Source organism: Acinetobacter radioresistens DSM 6976 = NBRC 102413 = CIP 103788 (assembly GCF_006757745.1).
Classification (GTDB): domain Bacteria; phylum Pseudomonadota; class Gammaproteobacteria; order Pseudomonadales; family Moraxellaceae; genus Acinetobacter; species Acinetobacter radioresistens.
On the sequence record NZ_AP019740.1, the window covers coordinates 1452165 to 1474228 of the forward strand.

Below are 22064 nucleotides of genomic sequence, written 5' to 3' on the forward strand. Positions count from 1 at the left end.
TTTATTCTATTTACCTAAAGCTATATGGTAACTTCCTGTTTTAAACCGCCAAAACGTTTGTAAAACTGTGGATGTGCTGGTGGCATAGAGCCTTCTGCAGTTCTGGCCAGCTCCAGAAAAAAATCTTCTGCCGGATGAAAAACCATTTGATATACATTACTGCTAAGATTGCGGGCAGTTAGTGAAAGCCAGTTAGAAGGCAGTAATTCAAAAGGCAGATTTGGATCTTTAAGTAAAATACGGCGGTACTGATGAATCAGTAAAATACGGATCTGGAAGGCTTGTATTGGGTCCAGGTCATCTATACTTTCAATCAGATTCAGGACTTCTCTAAAATCACCAATAAACTTTTCATAACGCTGATGTAATTCCTGCACCGGCCAGTTAGTCTCGACCATACGTTTTACAGTTGGATAAGACTCTTGCCAGAGTTCCAGAGCCTCCGCCTTGAAAAGAACCACCTGATCACTCATTTTTAGGTTAAGTAGCAGACTTTGCAGTTTAAGATGATCACAACCCGGATATGCCATAACATTGGTAGCAATATTGGCGAAACCGAGCCATTCCAGTTCTTTTTTTAAAATAATCTTGTTTTCAAGCTCAACTGAACTGAGTAGCACCAGGTCCCATTTCTGGTCCCATTCTTTATGGCTCAGATTATAAATTTTCTGGTCAGCATTCACAAAGCGCTGGCGACTGCTTTCTGTAACGCGATAATAACTGGTTCTGCCTATTTTTTCAGAAATCAGCCAGCCGTTTTGTGCCAGCCGGAAAACGGCTGTACGTACCGAACGTTCATTGAATCCGAATACATCCATCAGCTGAATCAGGCTGGCGAGACTGATGATTCCACCACGATGGAAAATACAGTCACCAAATACAGTCATAATGAGCGAAGTGCCGCTCAAAGGCTCATTACTGATAAAATCATCGATGACTTGTTTGAGTTTTGGGTTCATCACGTTTAAATTCACCTTTGAAACGAAGTGATTTATCACAGGATAAACCACCTAGACCAATTTATGCCGATTGCCGTATGTCAAACACCCGTTGAGCCTTACCTTCTGAACGCGGGAGGGTGCCTTCAGTCACTATCTCTACACTCACCGTAATACCCACCATTATTTTAATCTGACTGATAAGCTGCTGGGATAGTTGATGTGCCATCATATCATTAATTTCTTTACGCATTTCTGCACGTATGTGCAGGCTATCTAAATGTCCATGTTTACAGATATGAATCTGGTAATTGGGAATGAGCTGCGGGATATGCAGAATCTGCTCTTCAATCTGTGATGGAAAAACATTGACTCCTCGGATAATCATCATATCATCGCTACGACCGACGATTTTGTCCATACGGCGCATTGGTCGTACAGTTCCGGGTAATAGACGCGTCAAATCCCGGGTACGGTAACGGATAACCGGCATACCTTCTTTGGTAATTGTGGTAAATACCAGTTCTCCCAGCTCACCATCTGGCAATACTTCACCAGTTTCAGGGTCAATAATTTCCGGATAAAAATGGTCTTCCCAAATGGTGGGGCCATCTTTACTTTCTAGACATTCCATTGCTACGCCGGGACCCATAACTTCAGAAAGTCCATAGATATCTAGAGCATCAATATTCAGACGTTCTTCAATTTCACGGCGCATCTCATTAGTCCATGGCTCTGCACCAAAAATTCCAGTTTTAATTGAGGTATTTTTTGCAGTATTAAATTTCTTTTCCAGACATTCGATAATATTGAGGCAGTAAGACGGCGTAACCATTAATGCAGTTGGTTTAAAGTCATGAATCAGTTGTGCCTGACGCTCTGTCTGTCCGCCCGACATGGGAATAACGGTTGCTCCCAGACGTTCCACTCCATAGTGTGCACCCAGACCTCCTGTAAATAGCCCATAACCATACGAGACCTGAATAATATCCTGATTACTTAAGCCAGCAGCTCTTAGCGAGCGGGCAACCAGATCAGCCCAGGTATGAATATCATTTTGCGTATAACCTACTACCGTTGGCTGTCCGGTTGTACCTGAGGATGCATGTACCCTTACAATTTTTTCCTGAGGCACGGCAAACATGCCGAACGGATAATGATCACGCAGATCCTGTTTAGTGGTAAAAGGAAATTTTGCCAGATCTTCCAGATGCTGAAAGTCCTCGGGATGCACGCCTGCATCATCAAATTTTTTCCGGTAAACCGGACTATTCTGATAGGCATGCACCAAAGTTTTCTTTATGCGTTCCAGTTGTACCTTGCGCAGCTCATCGGTTGAAACCGTTTCAATATATTCCATCGTATTGTTATTCATATTCTATACTCCATGTACAGTCATCCTGCCTGTATGATTCTGAAAAGACGATGCTCTTTTCATCCATATTCTTTAAGAATTGTGTAGCCCTGCCTGTTCTAGCAGCCTTTGTATTCAGGTGTACGTTTTTGCATAAAGGCCTGTACACCTTCACGGTAATCCTCTGAACGGCCTGCCAGACGCTGTAAGTCACGTTCAAGAAGTAACTGCTCATCCAGAGTATTATGCGCAGCAGCATGGATTGCTTTTTTAATTAATGCCAATCCATAAGTTGGTTGCTTGGCCAGATGTTCAGCCATTTTCTCAGCTTCAACCTGTAACTGCTCATCTTCAACTACCCGCCAGATCATACCGAGCTGTAATGCCTGCTCAGCCAGGATCTTATCTCCCAGTAATGCCAGTCCCATGGCTTGTGCCCGACCAACCAGCCGCGGCAAGAACCAGGTGCCTCCAGAGTCTGGAACCAGCCCCAAACGGCAGAAAACCTGGATAAATGAGGCTGACTTCGCTGCCAGAACCAGATCACAAGCCAATGCAATATTGGCCCCTGCTCCAGCCGCAACACCATTAACCGCACAAATAACCGGTTTTGGCATCTCGGTAATCAGTTTAATGAGCGGGTTATAGTATTTTTCAATTGAAAGGCCCAGGTCTGGTACTGCTGAATCAGGATCGACTACCCGGTCATTCAGGTCCTGCCCGGCACAAAAACCTCGACCTTGTGCTGAAATAACTACAGCACGAATATCGGGCTGCACAGCCCATTTGTTGAGGACCTGAGCAACTTCCTTATGCATAACTTCATTAAAACTGTTGAGCTGCTCTGGACGATTAAACTTTAAATAGCCCACAGTATTTTTTTCTTCAACAAGAATTGTCTGGTAGTCCATTCAGTATTTCCCTTTGAACCTGATTTTTATTTTAAAATAGATTAATTATTCATCGAAACTTAAGCGTACATTGGCTGTTACCGGTCGTGCCTGACAGCTCAGGACATAACCTTGAGCGATTTCATCCTCTTCCAGACTATAATTAACAGCCATATCAACCTTACCTGCTATTATCTTGCACTTACAGGTGGCACAGACTCCGCCCTTGCAAGCATAGGGTAAATCGGCTCCGGCGCGCAGTGCAGCATCCAGAATACTGTCATCCTGTCTGGAAACCTCTACCACCAGCTCACGTCCATCCAGAATAATCTGAACTTTTTCTTCATTACGGCCTTCAATTTCTCTCGTTGTTACTTTTGTGGTGCCGGTATTAAAACGCTCGGTATGAATTTTACTGTGCTCAATACCGAACTGCGGTAATGTCTGCTCGACGGCATCCATCATGGCCTGCGGTCCACAGGCAAAACAGTGGTCAATGTCCTGATTAATCAAACCGGCACTATAAAGCTGTTGCAGTTTTTCAGTATCGATATGACCATTAAGCAGCTGGCTGTCGTTCATTTCCCGTGAAAAGATATTGATAAGCTGAAAACGTTCTTTAAAGCGATCTTTTAAGTCCATAATCTGTTCTGAAAACATGGTTTGTTTCCATGAACGGTTACCATAAATTAAAGTAAGATTTGCATTTTCCTGCTGGTACAAGACTGATTTAACAATAGAAAGAATAGGTGTAATACCGCTACCTGCTGCGAATGCCAGATAATTTTTTCCGCCAGTTTTTGCAGCCTTCTGAAAAAAAACACCTTGGGGTGGCATGACCTCCAGCACATCACCGGCTTTTAAGCGGTTATTGGCCCAGTTTGAAAATTGCCCCTGTTCAATCTTTTTGATTGCGATACTCATGTCTTCCTGAGTATCGCTACAGATTGAATAGCAGCGACGGATTTCACCGGTTTCACTCATATGCCGGATAGTCAGATGCTGACCTGGCTGATATTGAAATTGCTGTTGCTGTTCAGGTGCAATTTCAAAAGCAATACAGATCGCCTGTTCAGTTTGTGGGCTGACTGATTTAATTTTTAGCGGAATAAATTGGTTCATATAAAAATCCTTCTTTATTTTGACCATTCGGTTATTTAAATACATTTAAAATAGTCAAAAGGTTCCAGGCATTGCTGGCATCGGTACAGTGCTTTACAGGCAGTAGAACTGAATTCACTTAACAGTTTAGTATGCTGGCTATGACAGCGTGGGCACTCAATTCCATCGGACAGAGCAACATGGGTACCACAGCTATGTGCTTCACCCTGTGGCGGAGCAATACCATATTGCTGTAATTTCTGTTTACCGCTTTCACTCATCCAGTCAGTAGTCCAGACTTCGGACAGATCCACTACTACCTGTACCGGAACCAAACCCTGAACAGTAAATGCCTGGGTAATTTCTGCCTTAAGCAGATCTGTAGCCGGACAGCCGCTATAGGTTGGAGTTAAACGAACGATAATTTGATCTTCTTCATTTAGTTCCACTCCACGGATCATACCTAGGTCAACGACTGAAAGAACCGGAATTTCAGGATCAGCCACCTGTTTCAGAGTTTCCCAGCATTCATCCAGACAGTGTTTAATTAGCTCCATACCCGTTACTCCTGTGTTCCCTGCTTACCAGTTCATATTTGGATATGAACGCTGCAAATACTGCATTTCAGCCAGTACATAACCCAGATGTTCAGTATGTAGACCCTGTCTGCCACCACTACGGTAAGCACCGGTTTCCGGAAGAGTCAGCTTAAAACGTTCAATTTCAGCAGTCGTCTGTTCAAGCCATTCAGCTTTTAATGGTTCAAGGTCCATGAGAACCTGTTGTTCAACCAGTAACTGTTCATCAGCATTTAAAACAAATAGTTCATCGCTAAAGCGCCATAGCTGATTTAATCCTGTCTGGGTTTTTTCATGTGCCTCATCTGTTCCCAGACTTAAGCGTTCCATCCAGGCAGTAGAAAACCGCAGGTGATACTTCACTTCTTTTAATGATTTTGCTGCGAAAGCTGCCAGCTCGGCTTGAGAGCTTTTCGCTAGAGCCGTAAAAAGGAGTACATGATAATGATCCATCAGCCATTGGCGGACAATCGTCTGGGCAAAATCACCATTTGGCTGTTCACACAGCAGCAGGTTACGGTATTCACGCTCAGTACGAAAATAAGCCAGTTTGTCTTCATCACGGCCTAACCCTTCGAGTTCACCAGCCAGACTTAAGGCCGTCCGTGCCTGACCCAGCAGGTCCAGGCCTATATTGGCTAGGGCAATATCAATTTCCAGCTCAGGTGCATGACCACACCATTCAGAGAGCCGGTGCGATAAAATCAGCTGGCTATCGCCAATATGTAAAAGAAACTGTGCTAAAAGTGGATGATTCATACAATACCTTCCTTACATATGCTCGATGCCATCTGGTATATGGTAAAAAGTTGGATGGCGGTACACCTTGTCCAGAGAGGGATCAAAAAATTCCGGTTTTTCATCTGGCTGCGAAGAAGTAATCAGTTCTGACTTCACCACCCAAATGCTGATACCTTCATTACGGCGGGTATAAACATCACGGGCATTTTGCAAGGCAATTTCAGCATCAGGTGCACGCAGGCTACCTACATGACGGTGGCTTAAACCCTGCTTGCTTCGTATGAAGACTTCATATAATGACCAGTTATTTTTATGTTCCATGTCGTTTTGTTCCTGTTTTTATTGAATAGCTAAAACCAGATTTCAGGCAACCTTTTTAGATTGTTGCTGTGCCTGCTGTTTTTGGGCATATACAGCAGCAGATTCACGGACCCATTTTCCGCCTTCCCATGCTTTACGGCGGGCATCAATGCGTTCCTGGTTACATGGGCCTTTCCCGGCAATCACAGCAAAAAATTCATCCCAGTTAATCTCGCCAAATTCGTAGTGGCCAGTTTCTTCATTAAAATGCAGTTTCTCATCAGGTACAGTCAGGCCAAGTTGTAGTACTTGCGGTACAGTGTTATCGACAAATTTCTGGCGCAGCTCGTCGTTACTGAAGCGTTTAATTTTCCAGGCCATACTCTGTGCACTGTTAGGGGAATTATCATCATTTGGGCCAAACATCATCAGTGCTGGCCACCAGTAACGGTTGACCGCATCCTGTGCCATCTGTTTCTGTTCAGGTGTACCATTTGCAAGCTGCATCATGGCTTCAAACCCCTGCCGCTGATGGAAACTTTCTTCCTTGCAAATTCGTACCATTGCCCGTGCATATGGCCCGTAAGATGTACGGCACAAGGCTACCTGATTAACGATCGCGGCGCCGTCGACCAGCCAGCCAATTGCGGCGACATCTGCCCAGCTTAAAGTTGGATAGTTAAAAATAGATGAATACTTCATGCGTCCCGCAATAAGCTTGTCCATCATATCGTCCCGGTCAGCACCGAGTGTTTCGGCGGCACTATATAAATACAACCCATGACCTGCTTCGTCCTGAACTTTTGCCAGCAGTACTGCTTTACGTTTCAGGGTGGGTGCTCGGGTAATCCAGTTTCCTTCCGGCAGCATACCTATAATTTCCGAATGGCCATGCTGTCCAATCTGGCGAATGAGCGTTGTTCGGTACGCTTCTGGCATCCAGTCCTTTGGCTCAATGGTAATATCTTGTTGTATGGCTTGTTCAAAATCTTCAGCATGATTTTTCATTATTTCCTCACTTATCCCAAGTGGCTATAATTTAAAATTAAAGCGATACTAAATTTAAATCAATATAAATTTTTAGGTATCATTTAAAATAATTTATTTATAACTTTTAATAAATTGATTTTTATACAATTTTTAATTTAACTAGTTTTTGTTACTTCTCTTTTGACTCAATTTTAATTGACAATTTCATTTTTAGAAATCAAATTATATGACAGGATAATTAAAATTTATTTAAATAAGTATCATAAAAGGGAGTTTGTAATGCTCGAACTGGAAACAGGTACACCTTATACGGAAAATGATCATACCCAAGCAGGCAATCCAAGAAGACCGGTAAAAACCTTAAGCTCGCTTGTCTGTGGACAGGAATATATTGCCCAGCAGGATTTACGTACTGTCTATCACGCCATTACTGGTGAAGCTGTTTATCAGGTCAGCAGTTATGGTATTGATATGCAGACAGTGGTTAACTATGCCAAAACTCAAGGTTCACTTATTGCGACATGGAGTTTTCATCAGCGCGCACATGCGCTCAAGCAGGTAGCACAATATTTGCTGGAACGTAAGGAGGCCTATTATGAACTGGCGAAAGCAACCGGCTGTACCCGTAAGGATGCCTGGGTCGATATTGAAGGTGGTATAGGTACACTGTTTGCCTACTCCAGTCTGGTACGCCGTGAACTCAGTGATGAAATAGTATTGATTGAAGATAACTGGATTCCACTTTCCAAACAGGGCACCTTTGGAGCAAAGCATCTCCTTACTCCTAAGGCTGGTGTTGCCGTACATATTAATGCCTTTAATTTTCCGGTTTGGGGGATGCTAGAGAAAATTGCACCAGCGCTGCTTGCCGGTGTCCCTTGTATTGTTAAACCTGCGACAGAAGGCGCAGAACTTACACATGCTGTGGTTCAGGCTATTTATGCCAGCGGTTTTCTGCCTGAAGGCACTTTACAGTTAATATGTGGTCAAACTTATGATCTGCTGGAACAATTAGGTCCACAAGATATCGTAACTTTCACTGGCTCTGCAACAACCGGACAGAAATTACGCGCCCACCCTCATCTTAACCGCTACTCGATTCCGTTCAGCATGGAAGCAGACTCAGTAAACAGTGCCATTTTAACCGAAGGAGCCAGCGAAGAAACTATTGAACTGTTCGTCCGTGAGGTTTATCGGGAGATGACCTCAAAAGCCGGGCAGAAATGTACTGCCATTCGTCGGGCTTTCGTGCCGGCTTTCCTGCTGGATACAGTGCAACAAAAACTGCTGGCCCGACTGGAAAAAGTTGTAGTCGGTGATCCAGAACATGAAAATGTGACGATGGGTGCGCTTGCCAGTCTCAAACAAAAATATGATGTCGCTGAAAAAGTCGAACTGCTGAGCCAAGAAGCAAAGATTGTCTTTGGTGGACATAATGATCAGAATTTTCAGTTTCACTCAGACTCTCCTGAAAAAGGTGCATTTTATCCGCCTACCTTACTGTGCTGTTCAAATCCGGTCACTGCAAGATATGTGCACGAGATTGAGGCTTTTGGTCCGGTTGTAACTTTGATGCCTTATCAAAACCAAACTGAGCTGACTGAGCTGGTTGCCCGTGGTGAAGGTAGTCTCGTTGCTTCAATTGTTCGCAATACAGAGCAAAATATTGAAAGTCTGATCGCAAAAATTGCGCCGTGGCATGGTCGTATTCATATTCTGGATACAGAAAATGCAAAAGAGAGTACCGGTCACGGCTCACCCTTACCGCATCTGGTTCATGGTGGGCCAGGCCGTGCAGGTGGTGGAGAAGAGCTCGGAGGCCTGCGAGCAGTAAAACATTATATGCAGCGTACAGCCATTCAGGGTTCACCTGACGTCATGACACAGATTGGACATAGCTGGACAGCAGGTTCAAGGGTGTTTGAAGATCGCGTACATCCATTTAAGAAAAGCTTTGACGAGCTGCAAATTGGTGAACGCCTGCTTACAGCACGTCGGACAGTTACCGAAGCGGATATCGTAAATTTTGCCTACTTGAGTGGTGACCACTTCTATGCCCATATGGACAAGATTGCCGCGGCAGATTCATTATTTGGTGAACGCGTGGCTCATGGGTATTTTGTTGTATCTGCCGCAGCGGGCCTGTTTGTAGAGGCAGCACCAGGACCGGTTATTGCCAATTATGGTATGGATAACCTGCGTTTTGTTGAGCCGGTAAAAATAGATGATACTATTCAGGTTGAATTAACCTGTAAGCAAAAAACGCCAAAACCTCAACGTGAGCCAGACCAGAAATCACATGGTGTGGTTGTCTGGGATATCAAGGTTAAAAACCAGCGTAATGAACTGGTAGCAACCTATGACATTCTGACGCTGGTCGAACGCGCTGCATAAATGCAGGTAAAGTTCGGGATAAAAGTCTGCTGAAGGGCTTTTATCCTGAAATATAGCTATTTATAGAATAAACCTAAAAAAAATAACTATTTGATATAATAAGTAAAAATAGTCATAATTTACCTAAATCATTTACTTATAACAAAACATAAAATTAGGATACTGTACTTCACTCTATACCATGTTAGAAGTGAAACATATAAGCTGATAAAGAGATGATCTGATGCGTATCCATTTCCTGAACAGTATTTCAACCTGTCCTTTAGGTGGTGCCTTGATGGATGGCTTTTCTTATGCCAAGTTGCGGGGGCGTTTAACCTGTACCTGTGTGCTGATTGAAACAGCTGATAGTCTGGTACTGGTTGATACTGGTTTTGGATTACGTGACATTGCTTCTCCACGTACCCGCCTTGGCTGGTTTTTCCGTTTTCTGGTCAGTCCAGAGTGGCGTGAAGAAATGACAGCAATCCGGCAGATTGAACGTTTAGGCTATGACCCGCGTGATGTAAGACATATCATTTTATCGCATCTGGATTTTGACCACGCTGGCGGACTGGATGATTTTCCCCATGCTACTGTTCATATGATGCAAACAGAACGGGATTATGCCCTTTCGCAAAAGACCTGGCTGGACCGGCAGCGTTTTCGTCCACAGCAGTGGTCTTATCGCGAGAAATGGAAAGTATATAACCCTGATGCAGGAGAAGGCTGGTATGGTTTTAATTCAGTAAGAGATTTGGATGGGTTACCACCTGAGATTTTATTTGTTCCTCTTTCAGGTCATACACATGGTCATGCCGGCATTGCCATTCAGGCTGGAGATAAATGGCTACTTAATGCTGCTGATGCCTATTTTTATCATAAGGAAATAGATCCCGTCAGCCCATGCTGTACCCCTGGCCTGCGTTTTTACCAGACCATGCTGGAAAAAGACCGTAAAGCGCGTCTCTCTAATCAGGCCCGTTTACGCCAGCTTCATCAGCACCATGCACATGAAATTGATATATTTTGCTCGCATGATAGTCATGATTTTGAACGCCTGAGTGGCCGTTCGGCAGAGTTACCTGCGTCCTTCTTCAAATAGCTCGCTTCGAGTAAATTTTATAATAATTTTAAATACCTGAAAAAATATCTGCTTATGGGCCGGTTAACATGGAACAGTTCGGTTTGTACTGCTGTAGCATTATGGTATCTGCCTCTAAAAAATCCAGTTCTGCCGGATGATGAGTAACATAGATCATTGGGAGTTCAATATGGCTTTGCAATTGTTTAAGAAAGGGTAAAACCTGCTGTTTTAATTGCTGATCTAAGCCGCTTAGAGGTTCATCAAGAAGCAGCAAGTCTGGAGATGAAAGCAGAGCCCGACCTATTGATACCCGCTGTGCTTCACCGCCCGAAAGTTGGTGAGATTTACGCTGGAGTAATTTTTTTAATTCAAGTAAGTCAACTATATGTTCAAGGCTAATTTTTTGATGGACTGTTTTTGAGAATTTTTTCGCGTAATGCAGATTTTGTAATACATTCATATGGGGAAATAATAAGGCATGTTGAAATATCAGAGCAATATGTCTCTGATGAGTAGGAAGGTTCACATTCTCTACTGTATCGAGCAAAGTAGTTTCTTTAAAGACAATCTGGCCTTCTACCGGAGATAATAAACCTATAATGTTTTTTAAGAATGTTGTTTTCCCGCTTCCTGATGCTCCCACAATCCCCAATACCTGCTGTTGCATGGTCAGGTTTACATCTAATCTGAACCCTGACTGTTGATAGTGAAATTTGCATTTGAGCATATCACCCCTCCAGTTTTTTCTGATATTTCTGTAAAATGAAGTAATTGGCGATGAGGGCTGAAAAAGCCAGTACCAGAGATAACATCACTAGCCGTAAAGCCATTTCTTCACCATTGGGCTGCTGTAAAAAAGAATATATAGCAATAGGCATAGTACGGGTCTCACCAGGAATATTGCCTACAAAAGTAATTGTCGCGCCAAACTCTCCGAGACTCCGGCTAAAACATAAAATACTGCCAATGATCATGCCGGGTAAGGCCAAAGGTAGACTAATACTGTAAAAGACCTGAACAGGTGTAGCACCAAGTGTACCTGCTACATGTTCTAACTGCCGGTTCATTAACTGAAAAGACAGGCGGATTGGCTGTACCATTAATGGAAATGCCACTACCATTGAAGCCAGCACAGCACCTTTCCAGTTAAAGGCCAGTTCCAGTCCAAGAATATGCAAGTACTGACCGATTAGCCCTTGCTGACCAAATAGTATAAGTAACAGATAACCTAATACGACAGGCGGCAAGACCATTGGAAGCTGTAATAAGGCCTCAACCATAAATTTTAGACGAAATTCATAACGAGCCAAGTACCAGGCCAATGCAATAGCAAACGGTAAACAGACCAGCGTTGCAAACAGGCCAACTTTGGCTGATAAATAAAGTGCACTCAGCTCTTCTGGTCCGAACATGATTATCCTTAAGGTTTAAGCGAAAAGCCGTAGTGATGAAATATAGTTTTTGACTGTATTGACTCTACAATAAACTTTTGGAATCGTACCGCTTCAGGGCTGTTACTTCCTGCCTTGGTCAAGGCAAGCGGATAAATAACAGGATTATGCAAATGCTCAGGAAAGACTCCCAGAATTTTTACCTTTTGACTGATCAAAGCATCTGTCTTGTACACGATTCCCAGTTTACATTCTCCCCGTTCTACAAAGGTCAGCGTAGAACGTACATCATCTGTACCTACAATGCGTCCTTTCAAATCATTCAGCCAGCGTAATCTGGTCAAGGCCTGTTTAGCGTATTTGCCTGCGGGAACAGTCTCCATCTGTGCTGTACACAAATATCCATTAAAAACTTTAGCTATTTTAAAGTCCGGCTGCGGCTTGAATGGAATATGTAGGTATTTGGGGCTAATCATAACTAGCTGATTACCCAATAAAGGCCTCACTTGATCCGCATGAATTTTATTTTTTCTGACCAGATAAGCCATCCACTCCTGATCTGCTGAAAAAAATAGATCACTACTGGCTCCGGCTTCAATCTGTTTAGCCAAAGTTGAAGAGCCACCAAATACTGTGACAATTTTAGTTTGTGGATATTGAGCCTGATAAATTTTAGCGATTTCAGTCATGGCATTGTTCAGGCTGGCCGCTGCATAGATCTTAACCGTACCGGCCTGTGTAGAGGAAAATGTCAGTGTCAGGCACATATAAGAAAACAGGATTTTTTTCATGTGCATTTTCCTTATTACTGAATAAATAAGCCCTGAACCATATCACCTTGACTCAGGCTTCGTTCTGCCGGAACCCGTACCAGACAATTAGCCTGCATTAAATTACTCAACATATGTGATTGCTGCCTGGACAAACTCTTAACTGTTAAAACCGAATCATCAAAGCTTGCGTACATTCTTAAAAAACGTTCTCTGGCATCCATTTTTAGATCATGGCTCAGTACCGCATTAAACCAGCTCGGCTGATTTTTTTGACCTTGTAAAACGTTTAATAAGGTGGAAGTATAGACTTGCATACCTACATAAACCGCTGCAGGATTGCCCGGTAGCCCTAGCAGATAACAATCGGACTTGTCATTACGCTGTAAGTACGCAAAGAATATGGGTTTACCCGGCTTCTGTTTTACTTTCCAGAAAATCTGTTCAAAACCTGACTCTAAAGCAACGGGACGAATAAAATCATAATCTCCCACCGATACGCCCCCAGTGGTTAAAATCAGGTCATAACTTGACGATAATTGCTGGATGAGTGCCTGTACAGCCTCTTTGGTATCGGTAATATGAAAGATTTCTACTTGCTGCCCTGCCTGCTGAAACCATGCTTTAATCAAGGGTCCATTGGCATCAAAAATTTTTCCTGCTGCAAAGTCCTCTACACTTTCAGCAACTTCATCTCCTGAAATAACTATGGCAACTTTAGGATATTGCAAGACTTCAACGGTATTGATCCCTGCCATGCTTAAGGAAGCAATTACTCCGACAGACAATTGCTGACCTTCATTTGCCAATAATTGCCCTGCTACAATTTCTTCGCCTACATCCCGGATATCAATATTAGCTTTTAGGTTTTCGATGATTTTAATTCTGGATGAATTGATTAGCTCAACTATTTCCTGACGCGCCACTGTAGTAGTTCCAGATGGAATTTTGGCCCCAGTAAAAATTCGGACTGCCTGCCCTGCCTGGAGTTGTACTTCGACCTGCTGACCGGCCCGAATTTCACCGATGAGCTGGAATTCACTTTCCGGTTCAATCGCTTTTTTGGCACAGATGGCATATCCATCGACTGCACTTTGTGAAAATAAGGGTAAATTGATTGAAGAATAGATATTTTCAGCCAGATAGCGATTTAAGGCGTTCTGTAATTCAAGTTTCTCAGTATCTAAGGGCTGCACATGTTGCAAAATGCGATCCAATGCCTGATCTACACTGATCAGGCCATATTCAGCACCACACCTTGAGCTGATAGTATTCATTGATATCCTTCCTGATGTGGAATATTTTTTTGCACATCAAACAGATGGATCAAAGCGGGTAAAACCGCAATCAAAGATTCTTTGGCACCTTGACGGCTGCCTGGCAAAGTCATGACCAGACTATTCTCGATATAACCAGCGACACCACGACTTAAAGCAGCATAGGGCGTACGTTTCTGACCAAAATTGCGTGAAGCTTCCATCAAGCCGGGTATTTCCCGCCTTAACAAAGGCTGTATGGTTTCAACAGTTAAATCTTTAGGGCCAAGTCCTGTCCCGCCTACCGCTAAAATGAGTGGATAATCATTTTTCTGTTGTTCAACTAGTGCTAGTAACTGTTCAGGATTGTCCGGAATGATCTGATAGGCAATATTTGCGAAATTAGCTTCTTGTAATATTTCCAGGACATTTTGCCCTGCTGTATCCGGCTTTTTACCGGCAGCAACCGTGTCTGACAATACAATGATAGAAGCAGGCAAGCTGTTTTTTAAAACGCGGGTAAAATGTGATTTCCCCCCTTTTTTCTTTTGTAACTTGCATTGATCCAGTGATAAATCTTCTGGTTCACAATGAGGCTTCAACATATCATACAGTGTTAAACCGGTCAGACTAACTGCCGTTAAAGCTTCCATTTCCACACCCGTTGGGCCTATGGTTTCAACTATCGCAATAATTTCAACATGCGTATCAAACAGTTTATATTCTACGTCAGCCCGGTAAATGGGTAATGGATGACATAGTGGAATGAGCTCATCGGTACGTTTAGCTGCCAGAATTCCCGCAATGCGAGCCGTCTTGAGAGCATCACCTTTTTCAGTATTACCATTGCGTAATAATTCAATGCAATGTGGCGGAGCACGCAGAATTCCTGTGGCCACTGCAGTACGGTAACTTTCTGGCTTCATCCCGACATTTTTCATTGCCTATTCCTGTGGTTCATTCTTTCTTTAAACGAGCGTATTTTCAGTTGTAGCTTATAGCGGCCATTGATAAATCAATGGAGTGTTCTCTTTGGTGTGACGGCAATGCTGATGCTTTTCGGCTGAATATTCTGGATGATGTGCATGGCTAAGGTCTGTTTTCATCTTTACGGATACAGCAACCCTCAACATATTGACTACTGCCATCTATATAGAACTCTTCTTTCCAGACAGGTACCTCATGTTTGACCCGTTCTACAGCTTCTTCACAGGCTGCGAAGGCTTCCCGGCGATGTGCTGCATAAGCAATGGCAATAATGGCTTTTTCACCAATCTCCAGTGTCCCAATCCGGTGTATTACACGTACATAAGATACGCCGTATTTAAGCTGAATTTCCTGTTCAATCTGACGAATCATTTTTTCTGCAACGGGTGTATAGGCAGTATATTTTAGTGCTTTTACTGCTTTGCCTTCATGGTGATTCCGAACCGTACCGATAAATACTCCAATCCCACCACATTCAGGAAAAGACTGAATCAGATCAAAAAATTCCAGCTTTAAAGCAGCCTCCTGAATCCGGAGAAACTGTTTGTATTCGCCCATTTCAACCTCCTGCTACAGGTGAAAGTAGTACTAGCGTGCTGTCAGTAATGAGTGAAGTCTGACGTGAAATAATATCTTCACCAATTGCACAGGCACAGCGTTCCATTATGGCAAGGGCTTCAGGATGGTTAAGTCCCACCTGATCCAAGACCTGAGAAACTGTACTTTGAGATTTACAGATAATTTCGAAATTTTGCGGTAACTGCCGTTCTACCGCACCAAAGGCTTCAATCCTGATTTTGATCTGTGACATCTTAGCCTCCTATCATATGCATGCTAATCTTGCGGCTGTTTTGGTTCATATTCTGACTTTTTAAACGCTGTGCTATAGCGTAAAAGCCTTGTTCTTTGTTCCAGATGTATGGAGATAAAATGCTGTATAAATTCACTTCACCCAAAGGTAAAGAAGAGCCCAGAGAGCGGATTTCATTTTTAATATTCAAACCTTGTGGTGCAAACAGGCAGTTATAAAATTCACCTTGTGCTGTCAACCGTAACCGGTCACAGCTGCCACAAAATGAATTGGTAATGGTCGAGATAATTCCAATCGGATGGCCATCAATTAAATACTGTCTTGCAGGTTCCGAACCTGACTGTGCAGAGTCATTGTTTTTTTCAGTGAGAGTAAATTCAGTCGCCAAGGTTTCTAAAATGTATTTTTCACTGACCACATGTTCCGTAGACCATTTTCTATCCCCATCCAGGGGCATAAACTCAATAAAACGCAGCATAATTTTTTGCTGAACCGACCAGCGTGCCAAAGGCAGAATTTGATTGTCATTGATTCCGTTCATCAATACACAATTGATCCTGATTGGTAAACCAGCAGCTTTGGCTGCATGAAACCCTTCCAAAACGGGTGCCAAATCTTTTTGGGTCAGCTGCTTGAACTGCTCATTATTTAAGCTATCCAGACTGATATTCAAATCATCCAGCCCGGCCTGTTTTAAACTATCTGCATATTGCTTGAGGTAGTGTCCATTAGTGGTCATCGAAATACGCTTTAGTCCAAACTTTCTCAGAGCTTGAAGCTGTTCAACGAAATGCACTACTCCCTGCTGCATTAAGGGTTCACCACCAGTAATGCGGATAGCCTCTATACCATGACGAACCATAAAATCACAGAATTGATATAACTCTTCAAAACTGAGCAGGTCGTGTTTTTTCATCCATTCAGGATGTTCTGGCATACAGTAGACACACTTAAAATTGCAGCGATCAGTCACTGAAATACGTAGCTTGCGCTTGCTGCGGCCAAACTGGTCGACAAATAATGCAACGTTTTCAAGCTGTGTCATCGTCTTCATGTTGAATATCCATCTTCAGACTGCGGGCTGGTTATGCGCATCTGCATGCTTGATACCTGCATTGCTCAATCTTGTAATAATCAGGTTTGCAATAAGTGTTCCAACTTTACGCTAAAAGAAAAATATTCAGTTTCAGTGCAGAAATTTGAGCTGCTGATACTGTTGCAGCTCATCCAGCGAATTAATACTGTGAAAAAATAGGGCAGGGTTTTTAAAACATGCGACTTGAGCGTGCAAATTACTAAAACAGTGTTTAAGACTGCGCTGTTCTTGTTCAATATGTAAATTCAGGGTTACCAAGCTGCTGCGCTTGACCAGACAAAATGGATAAAGTGGCTTACCATTGATTTCGACATAAGCGACTTCTGCCAGATTATTTTTAGCTAGAGCCACATGTAGCTTGAGCAGTACTTTGGATGGGATATAGGTTACATCGCAGGGTACAAATAGCACATAGTCTGATTGCACATGCGACCAAGCACTTTTCATGCCCATTAATGGCCCCTGAAAACCGGTCTCATCATCCTGATAATAATAAATATTTGGAATAATTTTTTGATAAATAGAATAGTCACGATGACTATTGATCCAGACCTGTGCAATATTTGGTTTCAGTTGTTGATAAATTTTAATCAGCTGAATCTGTTCATCAAATTTCTGCAACAGTTTGTTGATGCCATTCATCCGTCTGGCCTGTCCACCGGCTAGTATCACCAGATCAGTACGCGGATAAACTGTTTTATTATTTTCTCTCTTGCTCCCTTTTTTCATTCTACCGCCTCCATTTGGCATGCTTTAATCAGACCACGGATTTCAGGCAGACATGAACCGCAATTTCCTCCAGCTTTTAAACATGCAGTTATCTGTTTCTCATCTGTAATATTTTTAGTTTTAATGGTTTCAATAATGCGGTTTTTACCGACTTTAAAACAGCTACACACCAAGGGACCTTCATTATTCACCATGGACATTGGCTGCCCGGCGAGTAAGGCTTTACGATGCATGGCACTTAAACGTTCACGTTTAAACAGGTTGGCTATCCAGTCCCGGTCTGGTAATAAAGCCTTCGGTGCAATATACAGGCTGGCAATTAAGTGACCTTCTTTCAGTACTACAGTATGGCTGATGTGAGCAGTTTGATCTTCAAGATTTAGCCATTCAAAACTTTCATCCTGAAATGGGAATAATTCTTTTAAATGCTCAGTAGTATGAGCGAATTTTTGACGATCTGCCAGTTCATAACGGAGAGCTTTGGTGGTGGTGATCTTTACCCACCAAACCATATTTTCAATAGACGATTGCACGGTTTTTTCAAAACCCTGACGTACATAAAATACGCCTTGCCACTGAATATGAAAGGGTTGTATGAGCACTGGTGTGTGTTTAAATTCTGGCTCACCGGAAATAGCATCGACTACCGGATTCACGATCTTGCCGATCCTGGCGTCAGAGGCCACCTGGTCATTCCAGTGAATCGGTGCAAAGACCTGTCCACGGCGAATATTGTCACTGACCATTGCACGTAAAACACAATTTCCCCATCTGGATTTAACTTCTACCAGCTCGTCATCTTTAATCCCGTATTTCAAGGCATCATGCGGATGGATTTCACAATACGGTTCAGCACGGTGTGTACTTAAATTGGCAGAGAGTCCGGTACGGCTCATGGTATGCCATTGATCTCGGATCCGGCCAGTATTTAAAATTAAAGGAAATTCACTACAGATTGGATAAAATGGATCTACTGCAGAGACCGCAATAAATTTAGCTTTGCCATCGGCATGGCTAAACTGACCTTGGCTATATAGTCGAGTGACTAGATGATCCGCCTGATCTTTGCTCCACACTGGCCACTGCACTGGTTTTAGCTCATTGTACTCAGCCAAGCTTAAATCGGTTAAACCCTTTAAATTGAAATAACGGAAATATGGTGTTTCAGATCGCTGACTTAAATGAGAATTTTGTTCGGCAGATAATCGGGCATGTTCCAGAAAAATGTCATGGCTATTATTAAAATCAAAACCACTAAATCCCATTTTTTGAGCCACCTGACTGATGGCCCACCAGTCAGCTTTGGCTTGTCCTGGTATATCTAAAAAAGCACGCTGTCTGGAAATACGACGTTCCGAATTGGTTACGGTGCCATCTTTTTCTCCCCAACCAAGTGCAGGTAACAAGACATCGGCATATTGACTGGTATCCGTATTTTGGCAAATATCCGACACCACCACAAAGTCACATTTTTCCAGAGCTCGTTTGACCTGATCGGCATCCGGCATGCTCACAACTGGATTGGTCGCCATGATCCAGATTGCTTTAATCTTGCCGCTTTCAACTGCCTGAAATAAATCAACGGCTTTTAGCCCTGCCTGCTTGGCAATATAGGGGCTTTGCCAGAAATTTTGCACCAGTTGCTGATGGCTTTCATTTTCCAGCTCCAGATGGGCTGCCAGCATGTTGGCCAGTCCACCCACTTCACGCCCGCCCATCGCATTCGGCTGTCCGGTCATAGAAAATGGTGCGGCACCCAGTTTGCCAATTTTCCCCGTCAATAAATGGCAGTTGCTAATACTATTAGCCTTGTTTACTCCTTGAGAAGACTGATTAACTCCCATTGAAAATAAGGTCATAACTTTTTCAGTTTGGGCAAATTTCTCATAAAAGTTTCGCAGTTTATCAGCAGTAATGCCAGTACGCTGAGCCACTGCTTCAATGGAAGATTCAGTTTCACTCTGTACTAAAGTCTGTTCTAGGCCTTGTGTATATTGAGCAATAAATTTCTGGTCTGTGTGACCATTTTTCCAGAGATACTGCAATAAACCATTAAACAGTGCCACATCTTGTCCGGGTAAAATCGGCAAATGCAAGTCCGCAGCTTCACAGGTGCTGGTAAAGCGGGGATCAACTACGACTACAAACAGGTTACGCTGTTCTTTGGCTTTCATAATGCGCTGGTACAGCACCGGATGGCACCATGCAGTATTGGAACCCACTAGTACTACCATATCGGTATGTTCAAAATCCTCATAACTTGCAGGGACAATATCCTCACCAAAGACGCGCTTATGCGCGGCAACTGCCGATGACATGCAAAGTCGTGAGTTGGTATCGATATTAGCTGTACCAAAGTAGCCTTTAACAAATTTGTTGACGACATAATAGTCTTCAGTTAGTAATTGGCCCGATACATAGAAGGCAATACTGTCGCGTCCATACTGATCGATACATTGCTGGAATTTTTTGGCAATAATAGAAGTCGCAGTATCCCAGCTAGTGATTTCTTGCTGATCTTTACGCCCGATTATCGGTTCTAGGACACGGGTTTCCAGTCCCAAAGTATCTGCCAGATTACTGCCTTTAATGCAGAGCTTGCCATAATTAGTAGGATGATTGACATCGCCTTCTATCGCTACTTTCAGTCCTGATGGTGTTGGCGTCACATGTGCCGTTACTCCACAGCCCACGCCGCAGTATGGACAGGTCGTTTGCGTAATTATTGTTTTTAAGTCTGTAGAGCTTTCAAGTTCCACAATGGGAATACTGTTCATGGATGCTCCTTAAGTTTTGTAACGGGCCATTTAATTCTTTTAAAAGGGGTTCATTACAACGGTGTCTTTTCAATTCGACTCATTTTTCTGAATGAACATTCGGTTCGACCTATTTTTCTTTCGGGAAAAGTAGGCAAAACTATTGTCATCCGTAAAACTCGTCTTAATTCATTATTTATCAAAAAACTTGCAGGAACATTCATTTTCTTATGTTGTCTTGGCTTAAACAGTTGCGGATAACGTTTCTGCATATCCTGTTTTTTTCCATGACAAATTGATTTTTCAACCTGCTTTCTTTAATGCAAAATCCCGACCAAAAAGCAGCTTGTTGCGAATATTTGTAATTGGGGTTTGATCTGCAATTAGTTCCGCATACCATGCGCCGTCTTCAGTGTCGCCAAACAACACTGCACCAATCACTTTATCCTTTTGAATAATAATGCGCTTGTAGATCTGACGTTTTTCGTCATTGAGCACGATATCTTCAAAATCTTCTTTCGGTTCAAAGTCACCTGCCGAGAACACATCACAACCACTGACTTTAAGTTGAGTTGGAACTGTTGGCGCTTTGAAAATCAGGATGCCATGCCCGGCCAGATGCGATGCACAAATGAATGCCTGGCCCCATAGGGGTTCAACCAGGCCAAAGGTTTGACCACGGTGCTCGATACATTCACCTACAGCATAAATACTCGGATCAAAAGTCTGCATGGTGTCATTCACCAATACACCGCGGTTGCACCGCAGACCTGCACTTTGCGCCAAGCTTATGTTGGGACGAATCCCCACAGCGAATACCACCAGATCAACATCCAGCACAGTACCATCTTTGAGTTTTACCTGAGTGACATGACCATCTTCACCGATCAGACATTCAGTATTGGCTTCAGTTAGGACTTTAATGCCCTTCTGCTCAATTGCTGTTTTTAGCATCTGGCTGGCTTTGATATCTAACTGACAGTCCATGATGCGATCCATCAGATGCAATACTGTGACATTCATGCCTTGCTGTTTCAGGCCATACGCCGCTTCTAGACCCAGCAAACCACCGCCGATGACTACCGCATTTTTTTTAGTCTTGCAATAGGCCAGCATCTGGTTGACGTCATAAATATTACGGAAACTGAGTACGCCTTTTAAATCACTACCTGGAATTGGTGGAACGAATGGTTTAGAACCGGTGGCAAGAATCAGGCGGTCATAACTGATTACTTCACCTTTTTCGGTATACACATGCTTACGCGGACGGTCAATGCGGACTGCCGGATCACCGGCAATCAGGCGAATACCTTTGTCGGCATACCAGGCATGCGGATGCAGCATGATGTCATCAATGGTTTTCTCACCCGAAAGTACAGGTGATAGCATAATACGGTTGTAGTTGCCCCACGGTTCTTCGCCAATCACGGTAACTTCATAACGGTCTGGCGCCATATCCAGCACGTCTTCCAGACAACGCATGCCCGCCAGACCGTTACCGACCAGTACCAGCTTCATTTTTTCAGGTGAAACACCGTTATTGGTAATATAGGTTTTTTGTGGCACAGGGCTAATGGATATCTTGCCATTTTCAATTTTGCTTGGAAATACCAGGAGCTTCTGGTCTTTATCTTCCAGACAGCGGCCCGTCGCCAGGCTGAAATGCTGCTTATAAATGGGTGAAGCGACGACGCGCTCACCTTGTAAATCACCAATGATGCCGCGTGACATCACAAAAGCCTTACTAAATGGGTCCTGGTTACTCAGCGCATATACTCGTTTTTCTGATCCTACACGGAAGATCGCAATTGATTGATCTTCTACTAATGCTGCTACACCAGTATTTGGGGTGATGTCGTCCAGTGCACACACTTCTACCCAATTTAGTTCATTCATGTCTTTAAAAATAGTCATCT

21 protein-coding genes are annotated in these 22064 nt (G+C 43.2%); 2 read left to right on the plus strand and 19 right to left on the minus strand.

The annotated features are described in order from the left end of the window. Positions 1 to 20: 20 nt before the first annotated feature. The 8 genes from paaX to paaA form a co-directional block, all read right to left on the minus strand. The gene (gene paaX / locus ACRAD_RS06770) at positions 21 to 959 is read right to left on the minus strand and encodes a phenylacetic acid degradation operon negative regulatory protein PaaX (protein ID WP_005014257.1); all 939 of its coding nucleotides are present in this window, start codon (positions 957 to 959) and stop codon (positions 21 to 23) included. Between the two features lie 61 nt (positions 960 to 1020). Next, positions 1021 to 2313, minus strand: coding sequence for a phenylacetate--CoA ligase PaaK (gene paaK / locus ACRAD_RS06775; protein ID WP_005014254.1), 1293 nt, complete (start codon positions 2311 to 2313; stop codon positions 1021 to 1023). A 98-nt stretch (positions 2314 to 2411) separates the two neighbouring features. Further along, the gene (paaG, locus tag ACRAD_RS06780) at positions 2412 to 3203 is read right to left on the minus strand and encodes a 2-(1,2-epoxy-1,2-dihydrophenyl)acetyl-CoA isomerase PaaG (protein WP_005025922.1); all 792 of its coding nucleotides are present in this window, start codon (positions 3201 to 3203) and stop codon (positions 2412 to 2414) included. 45 nt (positions 3204 to 3248) lie between these two features. Further along, on the minus strand, positions 3249 to 4304 hold the full coding sequence (gene paaE, locus ACRAD_RS06785) for a 1,2-phenylacetyl-CoA epoxidase subunit PaaE (protein ID WP_005014249.1): 1056 nt from the start codon (positions 4302 to 4304) through the stop codon (positions 3249 to 3251). 35 nt (positions 4305 to 4339) lie between these two features. Further along, positions 4340 to 4840, minus strand: a complete 501-nt coding sequence (gene paaD, locus ACRAD_RS06790; protein ID WP_005025924.1) for a 1,2-phenylacetyl-CoA epoxidase subunit PaaD — start codon at positions 4838 to 4840, stop codon at positions 4340 to 4342. A 24-nt stretch (positions 4841 to 4864) separates the two neighbouring features. Next, a complete protein-coding gene (gene paaC, locus ACRAD_RS06795; RefSeq protein WP_005025926.1) occupies positions 4865 to 5620 on the minus strand; it encodes a 1,2-phenylacetyl-CoA epoxidase subunit PaaC in 756 nt (251 codons plus the stop codon). Between the two features lie 12 nt (positions 5621 to 5632). Continuing rightward, positions 5633 to 5923, minus strand: a complete 291-nt coding sequence (gene paaB, locus ACRAD_RS06800; protein ID WP_005014243.1) for a 1,2-phenylacetyl-CoA epoxidase subunit PaaB — start codon at positions 5921 to 5923, stop codon at positions 5633 to 5635. A 42-nt stretch (positions 5924 to 5965) separates the two neighbouring features. Next, on the minus strand, positions 5966 to 6910 hold the full coding sequence (gene paaA / locus ACRAD_RS06805) for a 1,2-phenylacetyl-CoA epoxidase subunit PaaA (protein ID WP_005025928.1): 945 nt from the start codon (positions 6908 to 6910) through the stop codon (positions 5966 to 5968). A 261-nt stretch (positions 6911 to 7171) separates the two neighbouring features. Here paaA and paaZ point away from each other — a divergent pair, with 261 nt between their 5' ends. Further along, entirely contained in the window at positions 7172 to 9286 is a 2115-nt protein-coding gene (gene paaZ, locus ACRAD_RS06810) for a phenylacetic acid degradation bifunctional protein PaaZ (protein ID WP_005025929.1), read from the plus strand. Positions 9287 to 9509: 223 nt separating this feature from the next. After that, the gene (locus ACRAD_RS06815) at positions 9510 to 10370 is read left to right on the plus strand and encodes an MBL fold metallo-hydrolase (RefSeq protein ID WP_005025930.1); all 861 of its coding nucleotides are present in this window, start codon (positions 9510 to 9512) and stop codon (positions 10368 to 10370) included. A 52-nt stretch (positions 10371 to 10422) separates the two neighbouring features. On the opposite strand, the gene ACRAD_RS06820 is transcribed toward ACRAD_RS06815, so the two are convergent. From ACRAD_RS06820 to nirD, 11 genes are all read right to left on the minus strand, one after another. Beyond that, complete coding sequence (locus tag ACRAD_RS06820) at positions 10423 to 11079, minus strand: ATP-binding cassette domain-containing protein (RefSeq protein ID WP_005025932.1); 657 nt, start codon at positions 11077 to 11079, stop codon at positions 10423 to 10425. Position 11080: 1 nt separating this feature from the next. Next, positions 11081 to 11764 (minus strand): molybdate ABC transporter permease subunit, encoded by a 684-nt coding sequence (gene modB, locus ACRAD_RS06825; protein WP_005025933.1) that lies wholly within the window; start codon positions 11762 to 11764, stop codon positions 11081 to 11083. Between the two features lie 8 nt (positions 11765 to 11772). Next, on the minus strand, positions 11773 to 12534 hold the full coding sequence (gene modA, locus ACRAD_RS06830; RefSeq protein WP_005025935.1) for a molybdate ABC transporter substrate-binding protein: 762 nt from the start codon (positions 12532 to 12534) through the stop codon (positions 11773 to 11775). A gap of 14 nt (positions 12535 to 12548) precedes the next feature. Continuing rightward, positions 12549 to 13790 (minus strand): molybdopterin molybdotransferase MoeA, encoded by a 1242-nt coding sequence (locus ACRAD_RS06835; protein WP_005025937.1) that lies wholly within the window; start codon positions 13788 to 13790, stop codon positions 12549 to 12551. Further along, complete coding sequence (gene moaCB, locus ACRAD_RS06840) at positions 13787 to 14710, minus strand: bifunctional molybdenum cofactor biosynthesis protein MoaC/MoaB (RefSeq protein WP_005025939.1); 924 nt, start codon at positions 14708 to 14710, stop codon at positions 13787 to 13789. Before moaCB ends, ACRAD_RS06835 begins: the two co-directional genes overlap by 4 nt. Positions 14711 to 14858: 148 nt before the next feature. Then, entirely contained in the window at positions 14859 to 15314 is a 456-nt protein-coding gene (locus tag ACRAD_RS06845) for a molybdenum cofactor biosynthesis protein MoaE (protein ID WP_005025941.1), read from the minus strand. Position 15315: 1 nt separating this feature from the next. Beyond that, a complete protein-coding gene (locus tag ACRAD_RS06850; RefSeq protein ID WP_005025944.1) occupies positions 15316 to 15567 on the minus strand; it encodes a MoaD/ThiS family protein in 252 nt (83 codons plus the stop codon). A gap of 1 nt (position 15568) precedes the next feature. Then, the gene (moaA, locus tag ACRAD_RS06855; RefSeq protein WP_005025946.1) at positions 15569 to 16621 is read right to left on the minus strand and encodes a GTP 3',8-cyclase MoaA; all 1053 of its coding nucleotides are present in this window, start codon (positions 16619 to 16621) and stop codon (positions 15569 to 15571) included. A gap of 132 nt (positions 16622 to 16753) precedes the next feature. Continuing rightward, positions 16754 to 17392: a molybdenum cofactor guanylyltransferase gene (mobA, locus tag ACRAD_RS06860; RefSeq protein WP_005025949.1), complete on the minus strand. Its 639-nt coding sequence runs from the start codon at positions 17390 to 17392 to the stop codon at positions 16754 to 16756. Next, on the minus strand, positions 17389 to 20169 hold the full coding sequence (locus ACRAD_RS06865; protein ID WP_005025952.1) for a nitrate reductase: 2781 nt from the start codon (positions 20167 to 20169) through the stop codon (positions 17389 to 17391). The genes mobA and ACRAD_RS06865 overlap by 4 nt, the downstream gene beginning before the upstream one ends. Positions 20170 to 20451: 282 nt before the next feature. Then, positions 20452 to 22062 carry a nitrite reductase small subunit NirD gene (gene nirD / locus ACRAD_RS06875; RefSeq protein WP_005025954.1) on the minus strand — a complete coding sequence of 537 codons (1611 nt, stop codon included), beginning with the start codon at positions 22060 to 22062 and terminating at the stop codon, positions 20452 to 20454. Between the last annotated feature and the right edge of the window lie 2 nt (positions 22063 to 22064).